The organism is Streptomyces griseorubiginosus (genome assembly GCF_036345115.1).
Lineage (GTDB): Bacteria > Actinomycetota > Actinomycetes > Streptomycetales > Streptomycetaceae > Streptomyces > Streptomyces griseorubiginosus_C.
In genome coordinates this window covers 792460-815320 of the sequence record NZ_CP107766.1, presented here as the reverse complement: position 1 = coordinate 815320, position 22861 = coordinate 792460, and the positions used below count along the sequence as shown (strand labels likewise).

Genomic DNA, 22861 nt, shown 5'->3' with positions numbered 1-22861 from the left:
GGGGAGACGATCAGGCGGACTGCCTGATGCGGATGCCGAGTTCGTCCTGGACGGGCTCGGTGGAGACCGGCTTTCCGTCGAGGGTGTCGACCACGCGGCGGGCCATGTTCCGCGCGATGGTGTTCGTGTCGCGGAAGACAGTGGTCAGCGGCGGCTGCGCCAGCGACGCGTTGGGGATGTCGTCGACACCGATCACCGCCAGGTCCTGCGGGGCGCGCAGACCGAGGTGGCCGAGGCCGGCGAGCACCGCGAGGGCGATGTCGTCGTTGAAGGCGCACACCCCCGTCACCGCCGGCTCCTCGGCCAGCCACGCCTTCACCGCTTCGGCGGCCCCCCGGGCCTCCAGCGGCACCGTCCGGACGTCGGGCTCGGGCAGGCCCAGCTCGGCGCAGACCTTGCGGACGCCGTCGAGCCGCGGCTGTGCGAGGACGTCGAGCCCCGGCAGATCGGGGTAGGCGTAGCCGAGGCGCCGGTGCGCCGCCGCCAGGTGGCGGGCCTGTACGGCGCCGATCGGCTGTTCGGACACCAAGGGAGCGGGCTTCTCGCCCGGGAACGTGCCGTGCATCGCCATGACCACCTCGATCCCGGCGGCCCGCATCGCCCGGGCCTCCGGCTCGGGGAAGTCCTGGAGCGCCAGGACCGCCGCCGGCGAAATGGACTTCCACAGCTCCCGCAGCGGGCGGGCCGGGCGGGCCGACGAATGCACCACGAAGGTCAGCCCGTGCTCGGCGAAGGAGTTGGTCAGCCGCTGGATCAGCTGCCCGAGGACGTGCTCGATCGGCCAGTCCGGCAGCAGCCCGAGCACGATGTCCGAACGGCCCATCCGCAGGGCTCGCGCGGCGGCCGAGGGCGCGTAACCGAGGCGGCCCGCCGCTTCCCAGACCCGCTGCCGGGTGGCCTCGGGGATCTTCTGGTGCGGAGCGTCGTTGAGGACATAGCTCACGGTGGCGCGGGACACCCCGGCCTCCCGCGCCACATCCGCGCTGGTCACCCGTCTGACTTCGGACACCCCGGTCACCAGCCCCGCCCTCGGATCCGCCTCTTGTCAAAGCCCATGGCCGGGGTTAGCTTACCTGCCAGACCGGCCTTACTGGCACGCGTAAGTGAAACGAGTAGGCCGCCCCTCGGCACATGTCCGGCTCAGGTCGGAACGACCTGCGGCCAGGCCCCCACCCTGTTCCCCTCGAGGAGGCCACATGTCCGATGTGAAGGCCCGGGCGAGCAGCCCCTGGAAGACGGCGGTCCTCGCGGGCATGGCGTCCTATCTGGACGCCGGAGCGCTGGTGACCTCGGGCATCGCGATCGGCGGCTACTACGCGGTTCCCCTCGGCCTCGGTCCGGGAACCGTGGGCACGCTGCTGGGGCTCCAGACCCTGGCGTTCGCGGCCGGCGCGCTCTTGGGAGGCCGGCTGGGCGACCGGTTCGGCCGCCGGAGGATCTTCACCTTCTCCCTCCTGCTCTACGCCGCCGGCACGGGGCTGCTCCTCGTGGCGACCGGACCGGTTCCGCTGTACGCCGGTGTCCTGGCCACCGGTGTGGCCATAGGCGCGGACCTGCCCGTGTCGCTGGCGCTGGCCAACGAAGAGGCGCCGCCGGGCAGGAAGGGCACGATGGTGGTGTTCTCCGGCATGCTCTGGCTCGCCGGCATCGTCGCCGTACTCGGCCTGAGTTCCTTCCTGGGCGTGCAGGGCCTGCGTGGCGGCCGCATTCTCTTCGCCCACCTGCTCCTGGTGGCGATCGTGGTCCTGCTGCTGCGCCGCACCCTCGCCGAGTCCGCGGAATGGTCCGCCGCACGGCACACCGCCCACTCGCACCCGACAGTCGATTCCGAGAACGTCGAGTTCAGCCGCGTCAGGGAGCTGTTCCGGCCCCCGGTCGTCCATGCGCTCCTCGCGACCGGCCTGTACTACGCGGCCTGGAACCTCGGCGCGAACACCCTCGGCCAGTTCGGCACCTTCCTCTGGACCGCCCTCGCCGGGGGAGAGGTCGAGCAGTTCTCCCGGCTCGCCCTCCTCGGGCTGCCCGTCGGCTTCCTCGCCGGGCTGGCCTTCCTGCGGGTCATCGACCGGCCCGCCCGGCACACCTGGTTCGCCGTCGGCTCGGCGTTGATCGTCGTCGCGTGGGCGCTGCCCGCCCTGTTCGGCGCCAACAGGGTCACGCTCGTCGCCGTCCTGCTGCTGTCCGGCCTGGGCAACGCGTTCGCGGGGGAGGCCGTGTACAAGGTCTGGACCCAGGAGCTGTTCCCGACCCTGCTGCGCGCGACCGCCACCGGAGTGACCATGGCCTTCACGCGGGCCGTCGCCGGACTCGCGGCCCTGGCCACGCCTGCGTTCGCCCTCGGCCACACCCGCCTCTTCTTCGGCCTGCTGTTCGGCTGCGCGCTGTGCGCGGCGGTGATCGGGCTGGCCTGGGTGCCGCGACTGGCCGTGGCGCCCGGGCCCGAACAGGGGCCTGCGGGGACGGCTGATCCCGTACTGCGCACCGCACCTGTGCCGACGCAACCGTCCGCAACAGCGGCCTGACCCGGCCGCCCCGACCTGCGGGGCCTCCGCCGATCCGGCGGCCCCTGCCGATGGAGCCATCTGCTCTGTCGGCCCGACCCACCCCCCTCCCTGTCGACGCGACCGTCCGCTTGGTCGACCCGATCCGGCCGCTCACCCCGCGCGCGGAAGCGTCCGCCTGACCCGGCCGATCCGGCCTGTCCTGCCCGCGCGTTCGGAACCGTCCGCTTGACCCGCTTGACCCGCTTGACCCGCTTGACCCGCTTGACCCAGCCCCCGCCCACGGAACCTCCGCCTCGCTGGCCCGACCCGTCGCCGGGGCTCAGGCCGTCGTCCGCGAGCCGTGGACACCACCCGTCCGTACCCCGGCCCCGCGACCACCGCGCCACCGAACCCACCACGAGGAGACCCCGGATGACCATGCGCCCCCCGCCCTTCGACCGCGAACTCGCCGCTGAGCTCGACGCGATCCACGTCTTTCTGCCCCCCACGATCACGCCGGACATGATCGCGGACGGCAGGCGGACGGACGGTCCCTTCGCGCCACCGTCGAACGAGGAACTGGCCTGCGGCGGTGTCTTCGAAGTCCGGGAAGAGACCGTCCCCGGCCCGCCGGGCGCACCGGGGGTGCCCCTGCTGATCTGCCGGCCCACCGCCCCGACCGAACCACGCCCGGTCGTCTACACCATCCACGGCGGTGGGATGGTGGCCGGCACCCACCGGCTGGGCATGCCGCTCGACTGGGCGGAGGAACTCGGCCTGGTCGTCGTGTCGGTGGACTACCGCCTCGCCCCCGAGCATCCACATCCGGCCCCGGTGGAGGACTGCTACGCGGGGCTGCTGTGGACGGCCGAGCACGCCAAGGAGATCGGTGGCGACCCGGACCGCATCATCCTCGCGGGCGGCAGCGCCGGCGGCGGTCTCACCGCGGCCGTGGCACTGCTCGCGCGTGACCGCAACGGACCGCGCGCGATCGGCCAGGTGCTGATGTGCCCGATGCTCGACGACCGCAACGACACCCCCTCCGCCCACCAGATGGCGGGCCTGGGCGTGTGGGACCGCACGTCCAACGAGACGGGATGGAATGCGCTCCTGGGCGACGCCCGGGGCACCGCGGACGTGTCACCGTACGCGGCACCCGCCCGCGCGCACGACCTGTCCGGGCTGCCTCCGGCTTTCATCGACGTCGGTTCGGCCGAGACCTTCCGCGACGAGGACATCGCCTACGCCAGCCGCATCTGGCACGCGGGCGGCATCGCCGAACTGCATGTGTGGCCCGGCGGTTTCCACGGATTCGACGGCATGGTGCCGCGGGCCGCCCTGTCCCAGGAAGCCCGCGCGGCAAGGCTGCGGTGGCTGCGCCGACTGCTGGGGGAGTGACCCCCGCCGAGCGGGGACCCCGGTGTGCGGGAACCCCGGAATCTCGGCTACCGCTTGCGGACGGTGTACGTCAGGTGCGTCACCCGCGCTGACCCGTCCGTGCGGGACTGCGTCAGTGTGAGGCGGTCGGGGTCCACATGGTCGAACAGGCGGATGCCGGTGCCGAGGAGGACGGGGGCGAGGGTGATCGAGAACTCGTCGATCAGGCCGCTGTCCAGGTACTGCTGGATCGTCTCGGCGCCGCCGGCGATGCGTACGTCGCGGTCGCCGGCCGCCTCGCGGGCCCGGAGCAGTGCGCTCTCGATGCCGTCGGTGACGAAGTGGAAGGTGGTACCGCCCGGCCGCTCCCACGGGTCACGCCCGGTGTGGGTGAGGACGAACACCGGGGTGTGGAACGGTGCCTCCTCCGGCCATGCCAGCTCGCCCGCGTCGAACATCCGCCTGCCCATCACGCTCGCGCCGGTGCGCTCGTACGTCGCTCGCGCGAGGTCGTTGTCCGGTCCCTCCTCGCCGCCGTCGCCGAGCCCGAGGTTCTCCCGGAACCACCGCAGCGGGAACATCCACGCCTGCAACTCCGACCACTGCGCCATCCAGCGCCGGGCCCTCGGGTCGTCCCGGCCCGCGGAGGAGAAGACGACCTCGACGGGCACGTCCTCCGGTGCCATGAAGCCGTCGAGCGACATCGTCACGCTGAAGAACACCTTCCCCGGCATCAGTCGTCCGCCCCCTTCGGTGCGGTTCCGGTCCGGGTGAGGTCGGCGACGTAGGCCTCCAGGTTGCGCAGCGTCTGCTCGCCGCCCTCGACCGCGTGGTACTTCTCCACCGCCTCGTCGCGCAGCTCCCTGGTGGGGAACACCGTGCGCATCGCGATCCGGGTCCGCTCGCCGAGGGGCTCGAAGGTCAGGACCGTCTCGAAGGCATGGGGGTCCGTACGGTACTCGCCGTGCAGCAGCTCGATCCGCTGCGGCGGGACGATCTCCCGCCAGGTGATCCACTCCTGGTAGTCGGTCCCGTCCGGCCCGTGCATCACGAAGTCCCACTCCCCGCCGACGCGGAACTCGAAGGACCGCGTCGTGGTCGTGAACCCCTCAGGGCCCCACCACCGGGACAGGTGCCGGACCCGCGTGAACGCCTCGAACACCAGCTCCCGCGGGGCGTCGATCTCCCGGGAGATCAGGATCTCGCGGTCCGCGGACGCGGGCTCGCCGCCGTTACTCGTCGTCGCCATGGTGTGATCCCTCCTGCTGCGCCTGCTTCAACTCCCGTACGTATTCGTCCAGTCGGTCGAAGCTCTCGTTCCAGAACCGCTCGAAGCCGCCCACCCACTCGTGGATCGGCCGCAGTCCGCGGGCGTCCAGGCCGTACAGCCGCTGCTTGCCCGCCCCGCGGACCTTCACCAGGCCGACCTCGCGCAGGACCCGCAGGTGCTTGGACGCCTGCGGCTGGGTCATCCCCAGGTCCCGTGCCAGGTCGGTCACCGGTCGCTCGCCGGCCCGCAGCAGCACCAGGATCTCGCGCCGCTGCGGTTCGGCGATCGCGTTGAACGCGTCCGAGGTCGTCGCCGCTCGTGCCATGGCCTCATCATATGCCCATATCGGCATGCGTCAACGGTTGGCTTGACCCGACCCCCGCGTTCAGTAGAAGTACGTAACGGACTGCGTATTTCACGGCGGTCGGCGTCTGCGGCGGCAAGGATGTCGGTGCGGGCGTCTACTGTGCCGACCATGGAGACGATCTACCGGACCTGGGCGGAGACGGTCGCGCTGTTCGAGGAGCGCGGGTTTCCGCAGGAGACCTACGACAGCCTGTACGAGGACGAGTACATCCTGCACCCGGGACCCGCGGCGCTGCCCGGCTCGCTCTGGCTGGACGATCACCAGTACCGGCACCTGAACCCCTGGATCAAGGCGGGCGGCAGGCCCGAGTACGAGGGGATCGACGGCGCGGTCACCGGATACGTCATCGACGGCGACCTGCACGTCGACGGCAACATCCTCAACCTGGAGGACGGCAGCCCTTCGCTGATCGTGCTCGGCGATCTCACCGCCGCCAACCTCGTCCTCACCGGCTCGTCGTACCTCCTGGTCCAGGGCGACATCGAGGTCGAGGCCTTCGTCGGCAACTCCACGGACCAACTCGTCGACGTCCAGGGGGACTTGCGGGCCGCACTGGCGATCCTGTGGGACGAGTTCGTGCCCGAGATCGGCGGCCGGCTGCGTGGACGGGCCCTGGTTCCCGACCACCTCGACCTCGACGACCACGGCGTGACCGTCGAGGATCCGGCGCCCCACGCCGCCCTCTCCGACCTCCTGGTGCCCGAGATCCTCCTGGCCGACGGCGAGGACCCCGGCGACGACACCCACCTCGCCGAAACCCGCCTGCGCTACGAGCACATGATCGACCGGCTGGTGCGGGGCCTTCCCCTGATACGCGGCGGCCGCGCCGTCGCCCCCTTGGAGGAACTCCCGCCGGTGAAGTGAGTCGCCCCGGGGGAAAGGGAGTTGAAGGCTGACGACAGGGGAGTGGCGACAACTCGGTTGCTGGGGTTGACGGTGAGGTGGCGTGCGGTCACCTTGAAATACGTCGGGCGGCGTGGGAGCGCTCCCGCGCCGCAGGGTCAGGTCACCGCACCCGCACCTCGTTCGGACCGTCCCCCACCGAAGGATGGCCACATGCAGACGCCCCAGCCCCGTCACCTGTCCCGCCGTACCCTGGTGACCGCCGCCGCTGCCGGCCTGGTCGCCGGTGTCGCCGTCCCCGCGCGGGCCTCCGCCGCCCCGCCCCGGTTCCACACCGTGGGCCGCGTCGAGGCCGCCGCCGACGGACTCGTGCGGTACAGCTGGCCCGGGATCTACTTCGAGGGCCGGTTCCGCGGTACCGGCGTCGGCCTCGTCCTCGACGACTCCGTCAACGACTACGACGTACAGATCGACGGCAGGACCACGACCACCCTCGTGACCCCCGGCCGTACCACCGCCTGGATCAGGGGACTCACCCACGCCGAGCACCGCGTGCGGCTCGTCAAGCGAACCGAAAGCCCTTGGTCCGAGGGCCGGTTCGGCGGCTTCGTGGCCGCCCCCGGCGGCGCGGTCCTCGCCCCGCCCCCGCCCCGGCGCAGACAGATCGAGTTTATCGGCGATTCCTACACGGCCGGCTACGGCAACCTGTCCACGACCCGTGACTGTTCGGCCAACGGGGGAGTCGACCGCAACACCGACACCGACCTCTCCTTCGGCGCCCTCACCGCCCAACGCCTCGGCGCCGACTACCAGATCAACGCCTTCTCCGGCCGCGGCATGGTCCGCAACTACAACGGCAGCAGCCCCGGCACCGACTTCCGCACCTACTACGACCGGGCCCTGCTCGCCGTGGCGGGAGACGTCTGGCGGAAACCGGCGAGCTGGCGACCGCAGGTGGTCGTCGTCGGACTGGGCCTCAACGACTTCTCGACACCCCTCAACCCCGGCGAGCCCTGGGCCACGCAGAGCGAACTGGTCACGGCCTACGAGTCCGCCTACCACGGCTTCCTCGACACACTGCGCGCCCGCTACGGCCCCCGGACCCTCCTGCTGGTCAGCGCCACCGCACTGGGCTCGACCCCCTTCGCGGAGACCGTCGAGCGGATCGCCCGGACCCGTAACGCGCGCGGCGACGACCGGGTCGCCCACTGGTACTACGACGACCCGGCCCTGGACCACCTCGGCTGCGACTGGCATCCCTCCGCGCAGGACCACCGGATCATCTCCGGACTGCTGGCGGACCGCCTCGCCGCGCTGGAGCTGTGCTGGTAGCGCTGCCGGTGGTCAGCTGATGTTCAGCTGATGCAGAGCAGGTTGAGCACGCACAGCCCCGACGGATCGGTCGAGGACGTGGAGGAACCCGACCCCGACGTCTGGGAGTTGCCGGAACTCGTGCTCGAACTCGTGCCGGTGCCCGACCCCGTGGCGGTCTCCGACGTGCCCGTGGTGGTGGTCGTCGAGCTGTCGGTCGCCGTGGACGAAGGCGTCTGCACCGTCGTCCCGGCGGACGTGCCGGTCGAGCCCGAGCCGGCCGATGTCGACGTCGAGAGGGTGGATCCCGAGCGGGACTGCGACTGCGAGGCGGTCGTCGCCGTGGGCGTGGGAGCGGTGACGGAGTCGGTGTGGACCGACGAACCGTTCGCGGTGGACGCGGAGTCCGTCGTGCGCCGGTGCTTGCCGGTCGTCGTCGCGGGCGTGTCCGTGGTGGACCGGTGCGTCCCGGCCGAGGTCGAGGCCGGGAGGACGTCGTCCGAGGTGGGCAGTTCCGATCCGCCCATGGCCCGGTTGTCCGGCGAAGTGGCCGCCTGGGTGCGGGTGTTGGCTCCCTGGTGCATCGCGGAGACGGTCAGGCCGCCACCGACGAGGGCGACCGCGGTCGCGACCACGGCCTTGCGCTGGTTCTTCTTCCAGCGGGCCCGCTGGCGCCGCCGTGCCGCCCGGCCCTCCGTGACCACCGGCGCGTCCGCCACGTCCTCGGACGGGAGGCCGGTCTCGGCGGCCGGCTCCTCGTGGAGACCCGTTTCGTGCCAGGTGGGTGCTTCGTCCCAGGCCGTTGCCGCCGTGCCCGTCGTCGCGTAGACGTGGGCGGGGGGAGCGATGTCCGGGGCGTAGGCGCCGCATCCGGGACACGCCAGGGCGCCGTTGAGATGCCGACGGCACGAGGAGCAGTAGTCCATCTGGTCTTCCTGAGTCGACTGCACCATCGGCCCGATGGCCGTGGCCGGTCTCGTTCGCACGGGGGATCGAGCCGAGGTAAAAGTAGCGACGCTTTCGAAAGGCGGTGTGCAGCCTGTGTGATGCTCCTGCGCAGATGTCAGAGGGGTGCCGTGGGCACGAAGGCCTTACGTCACATTCGCGCCCTGGTGTCCGTCGTGCGGCCCCCTCGTCCCGGGGATCCGCTCAGGCCCCGTGCCCCACGTGTCGCGAAGTGAACCGTCACGCCCCCGACGAAGTCCCCGGTGCCCGGGCCGCCAACGCCTCCAGCAAAAGTTCCACCGCCTCCTCGAACGAGCTGTCCGCCATCCCCGGCAGCTCCCGGCGTACGGCGGTGAGGGCCGGGTACGTCCGCGGGTCCAGGTCCTGGTAGACGTCCCGCCAGGCCCGGTGATCGGCCTCGCGCTGCTGCCGGGGGAGTGCCTGGAACGCCGCGTCGGTGGCCGCGTGGCTCAGCACGGTGTCGATGAAGGCCAGATACAGCCGGGCGGCGGCGGCCGGCTCGAAGCCCGCCGACAGCAGCAGCCCGATGCCCATGTCCACCGCCCGGATCTCGCTCCTGCGCCGGGTCACCCGGTGCGCGGCCAGCGCGGCGGCCCGCGGATGGGCGAGGTATCCCGCACGGACCCGCAGGGCCATCTCGCGCAGCGATGCCACCCAGTCGTCCCCGGGCACGAAGCCGTCCATCGCGTCGCCGATGATCCGGTCGGCGATGGCGAGGACCAGGTCGTCGGTGTCGTGGAAGTAGCGGTAGAGCGCGGTCGGATCACAGCCGAGCGCCGCACCGAGCCGCCGCACGCTCAGCGCCTCCGGCCCGTGCTCGCCGATCAGACGCAGCGCGGTCTGCACGATCAGGTCCTCGGACAGCAGGACTCCGGAGCGGGTGGGACGCCGACGCCGGCGCTCCTGCGGGACACGGCTGGTCATGGGAAGGGCTCCTCACAAGGCCGGCGACCCGACCGGGCCGGCACGGTGACTCGACCGGGCCCGCACAGTGAACGGCTCCAGTCCCCCTTACGTCAACAGGGTTGACCGAATATGGACCACGGCTGTTCCATCACCTCACCGCGCGGCTCTTCCTCCGTCTCCCGTCCCCGAGGAGCCCTCCATGTCGTCAGCACCGCCCGCGTCCGCTCCGCCCGGAACCGCTCTGCGTCGCTCCCTGGGTGTCGTCGACGGCGTAGCCCTCGCCGCCTCCAGCACCGCGGCCACCACCAGCATCGCCATCGGCATGGGCACGATCGCGACCATCGTCGGGCTCCAGGCCCCGGCCCTGCTGCTCCTGGCCTTCCTGCCGGTGCTCGGCATCGCCACCGCCTACGCCCGCCTGAACCGCTCCGAACCGAACATGGGCAACGGCTACGTCTGGGTCGGCAGATCCCTCGGCCCCTGGCCCGGGTTCCTCACCGGCTGGGTCACCCTGGTCGGCTCGGTCATCTTCTGCGCCTACACCAGCGCGATCATGGGCTCCGTCGTCCTGATCCTCGCCAACAAGGCAGGGCTGCACAGCGTCGCCGGCATCGCCCTCGACCCGACGTCCACCGGCGTCACCACCGGCGTCGGCCTGGTGATCCTCGTCGGCCTCACCGTCCTCGCCGTCACCGGTATCCGGGCCGCCACCCGCTTCCAGTTCGCCCTCCTGGTCTTCGAGTACGCGGTCCTGCTGGCTTTCTGCGGCTGGGCCCTGATCACCGGCGACCACGCCTTCTCGCTGTCCTGGTTCAACCCCTTCGAGATCTCCAGCGGCAAGACCTTCGCCCAGGGCATGGTCCTCGCGGTGTTCTTCTTCTGGGGCTGGGACGCCGCCTTCAGCGTCAACGAGGAGACGAAGAGCCCGGGCGAGGCGGCCCGCGGCGGCCTCATCGCCCTGTTCGCGATGCTCGGCCTGTTCCTCTTCGCCTCGGTCGCCTTCCAGCGCGAGATGAGCCTCGCCGAACTCGTCAGGAACGGCCCCCAGGCGCTCCCGTACCTCGGCGAGAAACTCGCCGCCGAACCCTGGGCCACCCTCCCCGTGGTCGCGCTGATGTTCTCCGCCGTCGCCTCCGTGCAGGCCACCCTGATCCCCACCGCGCGCGGACTGTTCGCCATGAGCCGCGACCGCACCATGGGCCCGCTGTGGACCCGCATCCACCCGCGCTACGGCACCCCCGCCGCCGGCACCGCCGTCGTGATGGCCATCGCCGGAGTGATCGCCGTACTCGCCATCGCCATCCCCAAGCTCAGCGACATGCTGCTGGCCGCCGTCAACGCCATCGGCCTGATCGTCGCCCTCTACTACGGCCTCACCGCGCTCGCCTGCGCCGTCCGCTTCCGCGCCGCCCGCCACGAAGGCGCCCGGGAGGCGCTGCTCGCCGTCGCCGTGCCCGCCGTGTCCGGCCTGATCCTGCTGGGCCTCGGCGGCTACCTCGGATACTCGTACCTGACGATGAGCGACCACTTCGCCCTCAGCCCGGACAACGGCTGGTTCATGTTCTCGCTGCCCGCCGTGATCGTCCTCGCCGGACTCGGCATGGCCGCCGTCGCCAAGTACGTCCGGCACTCCCCGTACTTCACCACCGGGCGCGGCACCGATGCCGACGCCCTGACCCTGCCGATGGACCGTACGGCGGTCTGACCTTCCCCTGCCCTCGGACCCCGGACCCTGGAGCCCACCCCCATGTCACACACCGCGGACCTCGTCCTCACCGGCGGTCCCGTGCACACCGTCGATCCCGCCCGCAGCCGCGCCACGTCGGTGGCCGTGCGCGACGGGCGGATCGCCGCCGTCGGCCACGACGAGGTGCGCGAGCTGATCGGCCCGCGCACCGAAGTCGTCGACCTGGCGGGCAAGTTGCTGTTGCCCGGCTTCCAGGACGCGCACGTCCACCCACAGGGCGCGGGCCTCGAACTCGGCCTGTGCCACCTCGCCGACACCGTCGACCCCGCCGCATACCTGCGCAGGATCAGGGAGTACGCCGACCGGCACCCGGACGCCGAGTGGATCACCGGCGGCGGCTGGTCCCTGGAGGCGTTCCCCGGCGGCGCCCCCACCGCCGCGGCACTCGACGCGATCGTCCCCGACCGCCCCGTCTTCCTGCCCAACCGCGACCACCACGGCGCCTGGGTCAACAGCCGTGCCCTGGAACGCGCCGGCATCGACGCCCGCACCCCCGACCCGGCCGACGGCCGCATCGAGCGTGACGCCGACGGCAACCCCACCGGCATGCTCCAGGAGGGCGCCGTCCACCTCGTGGGCAGGCTGGTGCCCGACCCCACACCGGAGGACCAACTCGCGGCGCTGCTGCGGGCGCAGGCCGTGCTCCACTCGTACGGCGTCACCGCCTGGCAGGACGCCATCGTGGGCGCGTACGCCAACATGACCGATCCGGCGCCCAGTTACACGGCCGCCCTCGACCGGGGCCTGCTCACCGCCCGGGTCGTCGGCGCTCTGTGGTGGGACCGCGAGCGCGGCGCCGAGCAGATCCCCGAACTCGTCGCCCGCCGCGAGGAGTTGCACCGGGACCGGTTCCGGGCGAGCACCGTCAAGGTCATGCAGGACGGCATCGCCGAGAACCACACCGCGGCGATGCTCACCCCCTACCTGACCGGCTGCGGCTGCGCCTCCGACAACAGCGGCATCAGCTTCGTCGCACCGGACGAGCTGAAGAAGTACGTCACCGAACTCGACGCCTCCGGCTTCCAGGTCCACTTCCACGCGCTCGGCGACCGCGCGGTGCGCGAGGCCCTCGACGCCGTCGAGTCCGCCCGCACCGCCAACGGACGGCGGGACACCCGGCACCACCTGGCGCACCTCCAGGTCGTCCACCCGCACGACATCCCCCGGTTCCGTGCCCTGGGCGCGAGCGCCAACCTCCAGATGCTGTGGGCCGCCCACGAACCGCAGATGGACCAACTGACCCTGCCCTTCCTGGGCGCGGAACGCGGCGCCCGCCAGTACCCGTTCGGCGACCTGCTGCGGGCCGGCGCCACCCTGGCCGCCGGCAGCGACTGGCCGGTCAGCAGCCCGGACCCCCTCCAGGCCATCCACGTCGCCGTCAACCGGATCACCCCGGGCGCCCCCGAGGGCACCCCGGAGTTCCTCCCCGAGCAGCGTCTCGACCTGGGCACCGCGCTCGCCGCGTACACGGCGGGCAGCGCCCACGTGAACCACCTCGACGACATCTCCGGCAGCATCACCGTCGGAAAGTCGGCCGATCTCGTCGTACTCGACCGGGATCCGTTCGCGGGCCCGCCCGAGGAGATCGCCGCGACCCGGGTCCTCCAGACCTTCGTCGAGGGTCGGCGGGTGCACACGGCCGACGACGCCTGAGCCACCCGACGGCCGTACGGGGCGGCTGATTCGGATGTCGGTCGACGGGGCACAGGAGTAGCTGGTCCGGAACCCGTCGACCCGAGGAACGTCATGGCACCACACAGCCCCGCCCAGGTCCGCGGAGCGGCCCTGCTCGCCGATCCCCTCCTCAACAAGGGCACCGCCTTCACCCCCGACGAGCGCGCCGAGCTCGGCCTCGACGGACTGCTGCCACCGGCGACCGAGACCCTCGACGAACAGGCCGAACGGGCGTACGAGGCGTTCCTCGGCTACGACAAGCCGCTCAACCGGCACATCTACCTGCGCCAGCTCCAGGACACCAACGAGGTGCTCTTCTACGGCCTGCTCACCCGGCACCTGGAGGAGATGCTGCCGGTCGTCTACACCCCGACCGTCGGCGAGGCGTGCCGGCGCTTCAGCGAGATCTACCGCAGGCCCCGCGGCCTGTTCCTGACCTACGAGGACCGGCACCGCTTCCGGGAGATCCTGCGCAACCGGCCGGGCGGCGAGGTCGACGTCATCGTGGTCACCGACGGCCAGCGCATCCTGGGCCTCGGTGACCAGGGCGTCGGCGGCATGGGCATCCCGATCGGCAAGCTCAGCCTCTACACCGCCATCGGCGGCATCCACCCCGCCCGCACCCTCCCGATCCTCCTCGACGTCGGCACCGACAACGAACAGCTGCTGGCCGGCGAGCACTACCTCGGCCGCCGTCAGCACCGCGTCACCGGCGACGCGTACGACGAGATGATCGAGGCGTTCGTCTCCGCCGTGGAGGCCGAACTCCCCGGGACCCTGCTCCAGTGGGAGGACTTCGCGACCGCTCACGCCCGCCCGATCCTCACCCGCTACCAGGACCGCCTGCTCACCTTCAACGACGACATCCAGGGCACCGCGGCCGTGGCGCTGGGCGCGCTGTCGACCGCCACGAAGGTCGCCGGATCGTCCCTGACCGACCACCGGATCGTGGTCCTGGGCGCGGGTTCGGCCGCCATCGGCGTCGCCGACATGATCCGTACCGCACTGGTCGAGGAGGGCCTGTCCGAGCAGGAGGCGGCCGATCGGTTCTGGTTCGTCGACATCGACGGCCTCCTGGTGCGCTCCCGCACCGACCTCACACCGGAGCAGCGGGTCTATGCGCGCGACGACGAAGAGGTACGGCAGTGGAGCGCGCGCGACCTGGCCGGCGTGGTCGGCGAGGTGAAGCCGTCCGTGCTGATCGGGCTGTCCACGGCGCACGGCGCCTTCACCGAGGAGATCGTGCGGACCATGGCCGACTCCTGCGACCGACCGGTGATCCTGCCGCTGTCGAACCCCACCTCGAACGCCGAGGCCGACCCCGCCGACCTCGCCCGCTGGACCGACGGCCGCGCCCTGATCGCCGCCGGCTCACCCTTCCCGCCGCTGAAGGTCGAGGGCCGCGAGGTGCCGGTCGCCCAGGCCAACAACGTCTACGTCTTCCCCGCCGTCGGTCTCGCGGTGACCGCGAGCCGGGCCACCCGGGTGACCGACCGCATGATGGTCGCGGCTGCCCGGGCCCTGGGCGAGACCGCGGTCCGGGCGGGCACCGACGGGGCGACCCCGCTGCTGCCACCGCTGGCGAGCATGCGGGACGCGGCCCGGGACATCGCACTCGCCGTGGCCCGGACGGCCGTCGAGGACGGGGTCGCCCCCGAGGCCACCGAGGCGGAGCTGCGCGAGGCGGTCGCGGCGACCCAGTGGACACCGCGGTACGCGTCCTGACCCCTGGCCTGCAGGGACACGCCCGCCGCCAGGGCCTCGCGGCCTGTGACAGTATCGGCGGCGGGCGCGGGGCCGCCCGCGGGGGTCGAGGGCAGAGGACGAGTGACATGGACCGGCCGCCAGGCATGATGGACGTGGCCCGGGAGGCCGGCGTCTCGCACATCACCGTCTCCCGTGTCATCAACGGCCACCCGTCGGTCCGCCCCGAGACCCGCACCCGGGTCGAGGCGGCCATCCAGAAGCTGGGCTACCGCCGCAACAGCGTCGCCCGGGCCCTCAAGAGCCGCCGCTCCTCGACGATCGGTGTGGTGATCGTCGGGTCCGAGCTGTTCGAGCTGCCGCGCATCCTCCTCGGCGTGGAGACGGCCGCCAAGACGGCGGGCTACTGGGTGAGCCTGGCCAGCCGGCAGGGCGAGAGCACCAGCGCCGACCTCGTCGAGACGCTGCGCCGGCTCACCGACCAGTCGGTGGAGGCGATCGCGGTCGTCACCGACCGGCCCGTCGTGGTGGAGGCGCTGTCCGGCCTCTCCTTCGAGGTGCCGGTGGCCGTGGTGATGTCCGGCAGCGTGCCCCACCCCGACCTGAGCTTCGTCGAGGTCGACCAGGAACTCGGCGCCCGGCTCGCGGTCCGCCACCTCCTCGGCCTCGGACACCGGGACGTCGCCCACCTGACGGGCGCGCTGCGCACCTTCGACGCCCGGGCCCGCGTCGAGGGCTGGCGGGCCGAACTCGCCGCCGCGGGAGCCGAAGGCGCCCTGCTGGAAGGCGACTTCACCGCCGAGAGCGGCTTCCGCCTGGCCCACCGGCTCTGTGACGCCGACGCCGGACCGCCCACCGCGGTCTTCGCCGGGAACGACCTGATGGCCATGGGCGTACTGGCGGCCTTCGCCGAGCGGGGCGTCAGGGTGCCCCAGGACGTCTCCCTCGTCGGCTTCGACGACATGAAGGGCGCCGACTTTCTGGTGCCCGCCCTCACCACGGTCCGCCAGGACTTCGCCCACCTCGGCCGCAGCGCCATCGAGCAACTGGTGCGGATGCTGGGCGGGGAGGGCGCGGAACGCCGGAGCATCGCACCTGAACTCGTCGTACGGCAGAGCACCGCCGCGCCCCGCGCGCACTCCTGAGCTTCCGGTTCCCTGCCTCAGCCGTCGTTCCCGGCGAGACTGGGGGCGTACTCGAACCACCGCACCCGCGCCTCCCCTTCGCCCGTGCCCGAGGTGCCGTACAGGCCGAGGTGGACGCCCACGAATCCACCGGCCCGTTCCGTGCTGAAAAAGGGCCGTTCGACGCTGCCCACGGTCGTCCGGGAGTCGTCCTCGACGTGGAAGGTGTAGGCGGACTCGTCGCTGTCCACGGCGAGGACGACCTCGCTGACGGTGACCGGCACGGCCGCGAGACGGGTGGCGGTCCCGGCCTCCACAGCGGTCAGGACGACCCGCAGCGTGCCGTCGGAGCCGACGGTGAGGGCCAGCGTGGCGTGCCGGCGGTCGTTCTGGAAGACGACCAGCCCCGCCTCCTGGGTGGGCGCGGGGGCGGTCAGGCGGACACGGGTGGCGGCCCGCATCCGCAGGTGTTGCTGAGGGCGGGCGATGAAGGCCGGCGTCCCGGTCGAGGTGAGGAGTTCGGGGGAGAGGCGGATCGTCAGGCCGCCCTCCGCGGAGTCGGGTGACACGAGGTGGTCGACCGGTCCGCGCAGGCTGCTCCACTCCGGGTCGAGCGAGCCGCCGGCGAAGTCGTCCCGCACCGGCCCGTCCGGGACCGCGGGTGCCGAGGCGAGCCCCGCGGGCCGCCGCTCCGAGAGACCCACCCGGCCCGTCTCCGGCGCGAACACCGGGCCCCTGTCGGTCCATTCGACCGGGACGAGGAACACCTCACGGCCCAGGGTGTGGGTGCCCTCGGTCGGTCGTATCCCCAGGGCCACCGCCCAGGTCTCCCCGGCGGGTGTGTCGACGAGGTCGACATGGCCGACGTTGTGGATCGGTTCGGCCGCGCCGCGGTGGCGGTGGGTGAGCAACGGGCTTCTGGGGTCGGTGGTGTAGGGGCCGGTGACGGAGTCGGCGCGGGCCGCGGTGACGGCGTGATGGTGTTCGGTGCCGCCCTCCGCGGCGATCAGGTGATACACCCCGTCCCGCTTGTACAGGTGCGGTGCCTCCACCCAGGCACCCCGCAGCGCGCCGTACCACAGCGCATGCACCGGGCCCGTCAACTCCAGTGTGTCCAGGTCGAGTTCACGCAGCCACAGCTCGCCGGGGCCCGTCACCTCCGGTTCGGCGGCGTCGCGGCAGGCGGTGAACCAGCAGCGGCCGTCGTCGTCGAAGAACAGCGACGGGTCGATGCCCTCGGCGTCCAGGGCGACCGGGTCCGACCAGGGTCCGGCCGGGTCGGAGGCCGTGAAGAGGTACGTGGTGCTGCCCCGACGGCCTCTCGCCAGGGTCACGACCACGTAGAAGGTGCCCTCGTGATGGCGGACGGTGGCGGCCCACAGGCCGTCCGAGACGTCCAGCCCGGTCAGCGACACCTGCGAGGGGCGGTCCACGACATGGCCGAGCGGCCTCCAGTCCACCAGGTCGCGGCTGTGGTGGACAGGGAGGCCGGGGTAGTACGCGAACGACGACGTGACCAGGTAGAAGTCCTCCCCGACCCGACAGACCGAGGGGTCCGGACGACTGCCGGCGAGGACGGGGTTGGAGAAGGTCGGCACGGGGCGCACTCCGAGGTGGGCGGGGGTGGGAGCGGGATTCTTCGGGGCGAGACCTTGACAGCTTGTTAACGTTAACATCACCGTGGATCCCGGCCGCACTCCCCGCATCCTCCGAAGGAAACCCGCATGCCGACAGCCCAGTCCCCGTCCTTCCCCGCGCACTTCCTTCTCGGCTCCGCGACCGCCGCCTACCAGATCGAGGGCGCCGCCGACGAGGACGGCCGCGGTCCCTCCATCTGGGACACCTACTCCCACACACCGGGCAAGACGTGGAACGGCGACACCGGTGACGTGGCCGCCGACCACTACCACCGCCTGGAGGCCGACCTCGACCTCATGGCCTCCCTGGGCCTGCGGGCCTACCGGTTCTCCGTCTCCTGGCCGCGCATCCAGCCCACCGGCCGCGGCCCGGCCAACCCCAAGGGGCTGGACTTCTACAGCCGGCTGGTCGACGGCCTGCTCGAACGGGAGATCCTTCCCGTCGCGACCCTCTACCACTGGGACCTGCCCCAGGCCCTCGAGGACGAGGGCGGCTGGACGAACCGCGCCACCGCGCACGCCTTCGCCGACTACGCCCGTCTCGTCGGCGAAGCCCTCGGCGACCGCGTCGCCGTCTGGACCACGCTGAACGAGCCGTGGTGCTCCGCCTACCTCGGCTACGGTTCCGGTGCCCACGCCCCCGGCCGCACCGACGGCGCCGCGGCGCTCACCGCGGTCCACCATCTCAACCTCGCCCACGGGCTGGCGGTCGAGCAGCTCAGGGAGGTCACCACCAACGATCCGCAGTACTCGATCACCCTCAACTTCCATGTCCTGCGCGGCGAGGGCGACGGCGCCGAGGAGGCCGTACGCCGTATCGACGCCCTCGCCAACCGTGCCTTCACCGAGCCCCTGCTGCGCGGCCGCTACCCGCAGGACCTCATCGAGGACACCGCCGGTGTCACCGACTGGGCCTTCGTGCGGGACGGCGACCTCGACCGGATCCACCAGCCCCTGGACCTGCTCGGCGTCAACTACTACGCCACCACGCGGGTCCGGCTGTGGGACGGGATGACGGACCGTCAGAACAACGACGGTCACAAGGACATGGGCGGTTCGCCCTGGCCCGGCTCACCCCAGGTCGAGTTCGTCGCGCAGGAGGGCCCGCACACCGCCATGGGGTGGAACATCGACCCCGACGGGCTCGAAGAGCTGCTCCTCGACCTGCACACCCGCTTCCCGGAGCAGCCCCTCGTCATCACCGAGAACGGATCGGCCTTCGAGGACCACGTCACCGTCGGCCCCGACGGCACCCGCACCGTCCACGACCCCGAGCGGGTCGACTACCTCCACCGCCACCTCACCGCGGCCCACCGGGCCCTGACCGCCGGCGTCGATCTGCGCGGGTACTTCGTGTGGTCGCTGATGGACAACTTCGAGTGGGGCTACGGCTATTCGAAGCGCTTCGGCATCGTCCACATCGACTACGACACCCAGCGCCGCACCCTCAAGGACAGCGCCCTGTGGTACCGGGAACTGGCGACGACGGGGACCATTCCGCCGATCGGCGGGTGAGGAGCCGACCTCCTGGATGATGTGTCAACCATGCCTACACTCGCCCCATGGAAGAGACGGTGCGATGGCTGACGCCGGAGGAGCAGCGCGCGTGGCGGGGCTTCGTCAGGCTGCATGAGCGGCTCGGTGGCCGCCTGGGGCGTCTGCTCCAGGCGGAGTCCCATGTCTCACCCGCGGACTTCGCGGTGCTGGTCCAGCTGACGGACACCCCCGAGGGGCGTCGGCGGTACCAGGATCTCGCCCGGGCGCTGGAGTGGGAGAAGAGCAGGATGTCCCACCACATCGCCCGGATGGCGGGCCGGGGACTGGTGGTGCGGGAGGAGTGCGCCGAGGACGCGCGCGGCGCGTTCGTGGTGATCACGGACGCCGGCCGCGCGGCCATCGAGGCGGCCGCCCCACGGCATGTCGAGGCGGTGCGTGAACTGTTCCTCGACCATGTCACCCCCGCCGAGCTGCGGGTCCTGGCGGAGATCTCCGAGCGTGTGGTCGGGAAGCTGGACGAGGGCAGGTCCTGACCGGAAGCGGCATGACGAGCTGCCCGGCGGTGTGCGGAATAGCCGGCCGAGGAGCCGTGTTGCGAGGGGGTGGTTGATGCGTCAACAAAAGGAGGGGTGAGTGCGATGCAGTTCGGCATCTTCACCGTCGGCGACGTGGCCACCGACCCGAGCACCGGTCGTACACCGAGCGAGCACGAGCGGATCAAGGCGATGGTCGCGATCGCGCTGAAGGCCGAGGAGGTCGGGCTCGACGTCTTCGCGACCGGGGAGCACCACAACCGGCCCTTCGTGCCCTCGTCGCCGACGACCCTGCTCGCCCACGTCGCCGCGCGCACCGAGCGGATCGTCCTCTCGACCTCCACCACGCTCATCACCACGAACGACCCGGTGAAGATCGCCGAGGACTACGCGATGCTCCAGCACCTGGCCGACGGGCGTGTGGACCTGATGATGGGGCGGGGGAACACCGGACCGGTGTATCCGTGGTTCGGCAAGGACATCCGTGACGGCATCGACCTCGCCATCGAGAACTACGCCCTGCTGCGCCGGCTGTGGCGCGAGGACGTCGTGAACTGGGAGGGGAAGTTCCGCACCCCGTTGCAGGGGTTCACCTCCACGCCCCGCCCGCTGGACGGCGTCCCGCCCTTCGTGTGGCACGGCTCCATCCGCTCCCCGGAGATCGCCGAGCAGGCCGCCTACTACGGCGACGGGTTCTTCCACAACAACATCTTCTGGCCGAAGGAGCACACCGGGAAGCTGATCGACTTGTACCGGCAGCGGTACGCGCACTACGGCCACGGCACCCCCGAACAGGCGATCGTCGGCCTCGGCGGTCAGGTCTACATGCGCCACAACTCCCAGGACGCGGTACGGGAGTTCCGCCCGGTCTTCGACCACTCACCGGTGATGGGAGGCGGGCTTCCGATGGAGGAGTACATGGAGCAGACCCCGCTGACCGTCGGCACGCCCGATCAGGTCATCGAGAAGACGCTCGGCTTCCGCGAGTACGCCGGCGACTACCAGCGCCAGTTGTTCGTGGTGGACGGCGGGGGGATCCCGCTGAGGACCGCGCTGGAGCAGATCGACCTGCTCGGCGAGGAGGTCGTACCGGTGCTGCGCAAGGAGTTCGCGGCCCGGCGACCGGCGGACGTCCCGCAGGCTCCCACCCACGCGTCCCTGCTGGCCGCCCGCGAGGCCGAGCGCACACAGGACGCCGAACCCGCGCTCTGACGGCCGTACGACAGAGCTCTCGCTGAGGGAGGAACCATGACCGACAACTTCAACGCCTACCCGGCGACCGGCGGAGTCGCGCCCGACCGCTGGGCCAGCGCGCTGCACCTGTTCGACAACGGCCCCGGCGGGCCGCGCGAGGAGAGCACCGCCGAGCGCTGGGAGCGGGCCCGGCTGCTGTTCGGCGCGCGGGACTACAGCGCCGCCGCGAAGCTGCTCGCCGCCGTGGTCGAGGAGGCCCCGGAGCAGACCGGGCCGCGGCTGCTCCTGGCCCGCGCCTACTACCACTCGGCCCAACTCCGGCGCGCCGAGGAGCAGTTGCGGGTGATCGTCGAGCGTGATCCGGTGGAGCACTACGCCCACCTGATGCTCGGCCGCACCCTGCAACGTCAGGGACGCCAGGACGAGGCGGCGCCCTGGCTGCGCATGGCGGATGCCTTCGCGGGAGAGTTCCCTGACGATGAGTGAGCGACACGGGCGGCGACGAGCCCGCCGCTCACCCGGCGGCCCGCAGGGTCAGGCGGGCTGCCACAGTTCGATCCGGTTGCCCTCGGGATCGGTGACCCAGCCGAAGCGGCCCACGCCCTCCATGTCCTGGGTCGCCTCGGCCACGTCCGCCCCCTGGGCGCGCAGCTGCGCGAGCATCGCGTCCAGGTCGCGGACCCGGAAGTTGAGCATGGTCTGCTGGGTGCGGGACCCGAAGTAGTCGGTCCCGGCCTCGAACGCCGCGAACACGGTGGGCCCGGCTTCCGGACGCCACAGACCGTGCTCGTCGGCCTCCAGGCCGAGGCAGTCGCGGTACCAGGCGCTCAGGGCCGTCGGGTCGGTGGCCCGCAGGAAATATCCGCCGATTCCAAGCACACGTTCCATGACGCCATCCTGCCAGGACGGCGACCGGACGGGCCGGAACCGCGGGGCAGGTCTCCCGGCGACCCAGTGGGCTGCCGGGAGACCTGCCGCCGCGGGACGACTCAGGCGGTCATGGCGTCGCGGACGAGGGCGGTGTCCACGAACTGTTCGAAGCGGACGATGAGTCCGCCGCGGACGACGAAGTGGTGGGCGACGCGGACGTCGATGGGCTTGCCGGTGGCCTTGTTGGTGGCGGTGTAGCGGGCGAGGACGACGACGTTCTCGCCGTCGACGACGTAGGTGTCGTCGTGGGCGGTCCAGCCGTCCCAGTCCTTGCCGAGTTGTTCCATGACGTGGGCGGTGACGCCGTCGGGGGTGCGGTAGGTGCCGGCCAGGGGGAAGCCGGCCATCTCGGTCCACTCGACGTCGGGGGCGAGGGTGGCGCGCAGGGCGTCCAGGTCGCCGGCGGCGGAGGCCAGGTACTGGCGGCGGACGACGTCGGCGGGGGCGGAGGAGGTGGCGAAGTTGGTGGTGTCGGTCATGACGGTCAGCCCCACTTCATCTCGCCCTTGGCGACTTTCGCGCCGATCTGGGCGGCGATGAGCATGCCGTTGCCCGGATAGCGGGCCACCAGCGCCTCGGTGAGCGTGGCGCCGTCGGCGGCCTTGCCGAGCTCCTCTTCGAAGGCGATCAGGTAGTCGCGGGTGGCGGTGATGGCGGAGGCGTCGGCTGCGGTGTCGGGCAGGCGGTGGCCGGGGACGACCAGGTGCGGGTCGAGGGCGGCCATTTCGTCGAGCAGGTTGATCCAGGTGGTGCGGGATTCGGGGGTGGGGGTGTCGGCGACCCAGACGTGTTCCTGCTGGAAGAGCAGGACGCCGCCGAGGAGGGTGCGGTGCTCGGCCTGCCACAGGTAGTGGCGGTCGGGCAGTCCGGCCGGGCCGCCCTTGAGCTGGAAGGTGTGGCCCTCCAGGGTGAGGTCGCCGGTGAGTGGCTGGAGGTCGACCAGGCGGGTGGGCAGGTTCGGGCCGAGCGCGGCCCAGGCCTTGAGCTTGCCCTCGTAGGAGTGGGCGATGTGCTCGATGACGATCGGGGTGGCGAGGAAGACGGCGTCGGGGAAGGCGTCGGCGATGACCTCGGCGCCGAAGTAGAAGTCGGGGTCGGCGTGGCTGATGAACACGGTGGTGAGTGTCTTGCCGGAGTCGAGGATCTCGGCGGCCAGACGGTGCCCGTCGGCGCGGGTGAAGGCGGCGTCCACCAGCAGCGCCTCGCTCTCACCGGTGACCAGGGTCGCGGTCTTGTTCTTGCTGCCGGCCGGGAAGTCCAGGTCGAGGACCTTGAAGTCGAGGGTGCTCATGACGGTC

Annotated in this window: 22 protein-coding genes; 12 read left to right on the top strand and 10 right to left on the bottom strand. The window is 71.7% G+C overall.

The genetic code is table 11. From position 1 onward, the window contains the following. Positions 1-10 precede the first annotated feature (10 nt). The gene (locus OHN19_RS03815) at positions 11-1009 is read right to left on the bottom strand and encodes a LacI family DNA-binding transcriptional regulator (RefSeq protein ID WP_330262741.1); all 999 of its coding nucleotides are present in this window, start codon (positions 1007-1009) and stop codon (positions 11-13) included. A gap of 187 nt (positions 1010-1196) precedes the next feature. Between OHN19_RS03815 and OHN19_RS03810 the strand changes: the two genes are divergently transcribed. Next, positions 1197-2522: an MFS transporter gene (locus OHN19_RS03810; RefSeq protein WP_330262740.1), complete on the top strand. Its 1326-nt coding sequence runs from the start codon at positions 1197-1199 to the stop codon at positions 2520-2522. A 393-nt stretch (positions 2523-2915) separates the two neighbouring features. Next, positions 2916-3881, top strand: coding sequence for an alpha/beta hydrolase (locus OHN19_RS03805; protein ID WP_330262739.1), 966 nt, complete (start codon positions 2916-2918; stop codon positions 3879-3881). A 47-nt stretch (positions 3882-3928) separates the two neighbouring features. Here the strand turns inward: OHN19_RS03805 and OHN19_RS03800 are convergent, their stop codons facing one another. The 3 genes from OHN19_RS03800 to OHN19_RS03790 are packed head-to-tail and all read right to left on the bottom strand — an operon-like array spanning position 3929 to position 5455. After that, complete coding sequence (locus OHN19_RS03800) at positions 3929-4594, bottom strand: dihydrofolate reductase family protein (RefSeq protein ID WP_330262738.1); 666 nt, start codon at positions 4592-4594, stop codon at positions 3929-3931. Continuing rightward, positions 4594-5109, bottom strand: a complete 516-nt coding sequence (locus OHN19_RS03795; RefSeq protein ID WP_330262737.1) for an SRPBCC family protein — start codon at positions 5107-5109, stop codon at positions 4594-4596. Before OHN19_RS03795 ends, OHN19_RS03800 begins: the two co-directional genes overlap by 1 nt. Then, positions 5093-5455, bottom strand: a complete 363-nt coding sequence (locus OHN19_RS03790; protein ID WP_330262736.1) for a metalloregulator ArsR/SmtB family transcription factor — start codon at positions 5453-5455, stop codon at positions 5093-5095. Before OHN19_RS03790 ends, OHN19_RS03795 begins: the two co-directional genes overlap by 17 nt. A gap of 150 nt (positions 5456-5605) precedes the next feature. On the opposite strand from OHN19_RS03790, the gene OHN19_RS03785 reads away from it, so the two are divergent. Both OHN19_RS03785 and OHN19_RS03780 read left to right on the top strand, forming a co-directional pair. Further along, positions 5606-6361, top strand: a complete 756-nt coding sequence (locus OHN19_RS03785) for a hypothetical protein (protein WP_330262735.1) — start codon at positions 5606-5608, stop codon at positions 6359-6361. Positions 6362-6553: 192 nt separating this feature from the next. Next, entirely contained in the window at positions 6554-7672 is a 1119-nt protein-coding gene (locus OHN19_RS03780; protein WP_330262734.1) for an SGNH/GDSL hydrolase family protein, read from the top strand. 23 nt (positions 7673-7695) lie between these two features. Here the strand turns inward: OHN19_RS03780 and OHN19_RS03775 are convergent, their stop codons facing one another. Beyond that, positions 7696-8604, bottom strand: coding sequence for an SCO2400 family protein (locus tag OHN19_RS03775; RefSeq protein WP_330262733.1), 909 nt, complete (start codon positions 8602-8604; stop codon positions 7696-7698). Between the two features lie 232 nt (positions 8605-8836). Continuing rightward, positions 8837-9541, bottom strand: a complete 705-nt coding sequence (locus tag OHN19_RS03770; RefSeq protein ID WP_330262732.1) for a helix-turn-helix domain-containing protein — start codon at positions 9539-9541, stop codon at positions 8837-8839. Positions 9542-9722: 181 nt separating this feature from the next. Between OHN19_RS03770 and OHN19_RS03765 the strand changes: the two genes are divergently transcribed. The 4 genes from OHN19_RS03765 to OHN19_RS03750 all read left to right on the top strand — a co-directional run bounded on the left by OHN19_RS03765 (position 9723) and on the right by OHN19_RS03750 (position 15793). Beyond that, positions 9723-11228: an APC family permease gene (locus tag OHN19_RS03765; protein WP_330262731.1), complete on the top strand. Its 1506-nt coding sequence runs from the start codon at positions 9723-9725 to the stop codon at positions 11226-11228. A gap of 42 nt (positions 11229-11270) precedes the next feature. Then, positions 11271-12923, top strand: coding sequence for an amidohydrolase (locus OHN19_RS03760; protein ID WP_330262730.1), 1653 nt, complete (start codon positions 11271-11273; stop codon positions 12921-12923). 93 nt (positions 12924-13016) lie between these two features. Then, entirely contained in the window at positions 13017-14669 is a 1653-nt protein-coding gene (locus OHN19_RS03755) for an NAD-dependent malic enzyme (protein WP_330262729.1), read from the top strand. Between the two features lie 107 nt (positions 14670-14776). Next, positions 14777-15793, top strand: coding sequence for a LacI family DNA-binding transcriptional regulator (locus OHN19_RS03750; RefSeq protein ID WP_330262728.1), 1017 nt, complete (start codon positions 14777-14779; stop codon positions 15791-15793). A gap of 17 nt (positions 15794-15810) precedes the next feature. Here the strand turns inward: OHN19_RS03750 and OHN19_RS03745 are convergent, their stop codons facing one another. Next, positions 15811-17370, bottom strand: a complete 1560-nt coding sequence (locus OHN19_RS03745; protein WP_330262727.1) for a glycoside hydrolase family 43 protein — start codon at positions 17368-17370, stop codon at positions 15811-15813. A 126-nt stretch (positions 17371-17496) separates the two neighbouring features. Here OHN19_RS03745 and OHN19_RS03740 point away from each other — a divergent pair, with 126 nt between their 5' ends. The 4 genes from OHN19_RS03740 to OHN19_RS03725 all read left to right on the top strand — a co-directional run bounded on the left by OHN19_RS03740 (position 17497) and on the right by OHN19_RS03725 (position 21119). Beyond that, positions 17497-18924: a GH1 family beta-glucosidase gene (locus tag OHN19_RS03740; protein ID WP_330262726.1), complete on the top strand. Its 1428-nt coding sequence runs from the start codon at positions 17497-17499 to the stop codon at positions 18922-18924. Between the two features lie 47 nt (positions 18925-18971). Further along, entirely contained in the window at positions 18972-19439 is a 468-nt protein-coding gene (locus OHN19_RS03735; protein ID WP_330262725.1) for a MarR family winged helix-turn-helix transcriptional regulator, read from the top strand. A 105-nt stretch (positions 19440-19544) separates the two neighbouring features. Beyond that, on the top strand, positions 19545-20651 hold the full coding sequence (locus OHN19_RS03730; protein ID WP_330269524.1) for an LLM class flavin-dependent oxidoreductase: 1107 nt from the start codon (positions 19545-19547) through the stop codon (positions 20649-20651). A gap of 36 nt (positions 20652-20687) precedes the next feature. Beyond that, complete coding sequence (locus OHN19_RS03725) at positions 20688-21119, top strand: tetratricopeptide repeat protein (protein WP_330262724.1); 432 nt, start codon at positions 20688-20690, stop codon at positions 21117-21119. 48 nt (positions 21120-21167) lie between these two features. Here OHN19_RS03725 and OHN19_RS03720 read toward each other — a convergent pair whose 3' ends face one another. From OHN19_RS03720 to OHN19_RS03710, 3 genes are all read right to left on the bottom strand, one after another. Continuing rightward, positions 21168-21521, bottom strand: coding sequence for a VOC family protein (locus OHN19_RS03720; protein WP_330262723.1), 354 nt, complete (start codon positions 21519-21521; stop codon positions 21168-21170). 101 nt (positions 21522-21622) lie between these two features. After that, a complete protein-coding gene (locus tag OHN19_RS03715; protein WP_330262722.1) occupies positions 21623-22042 on the bottom strand; it encodes a nuclear transport factor 2 family protein in 420 nt (139 codons plus the stop codon). A 5-nt stretch (positions 22043-22047) separates the two neighbouring features. Continuing rightward, positions 22048-22854 carry an MBL fold metallo-hydrolase gene (locus tag OHN19_RS03710; RefSeq protein ID WP_330262721.1) on the bottom strand — a complete coding sequence of 269 codons (807 nt, stop codon included), beginning with the start codon at positions 22852-22854 and terminating at the stop codon, positions 22048-22050. Between the last annotated feature and the right edge of the window lie 7 nt (positions 22855-22861).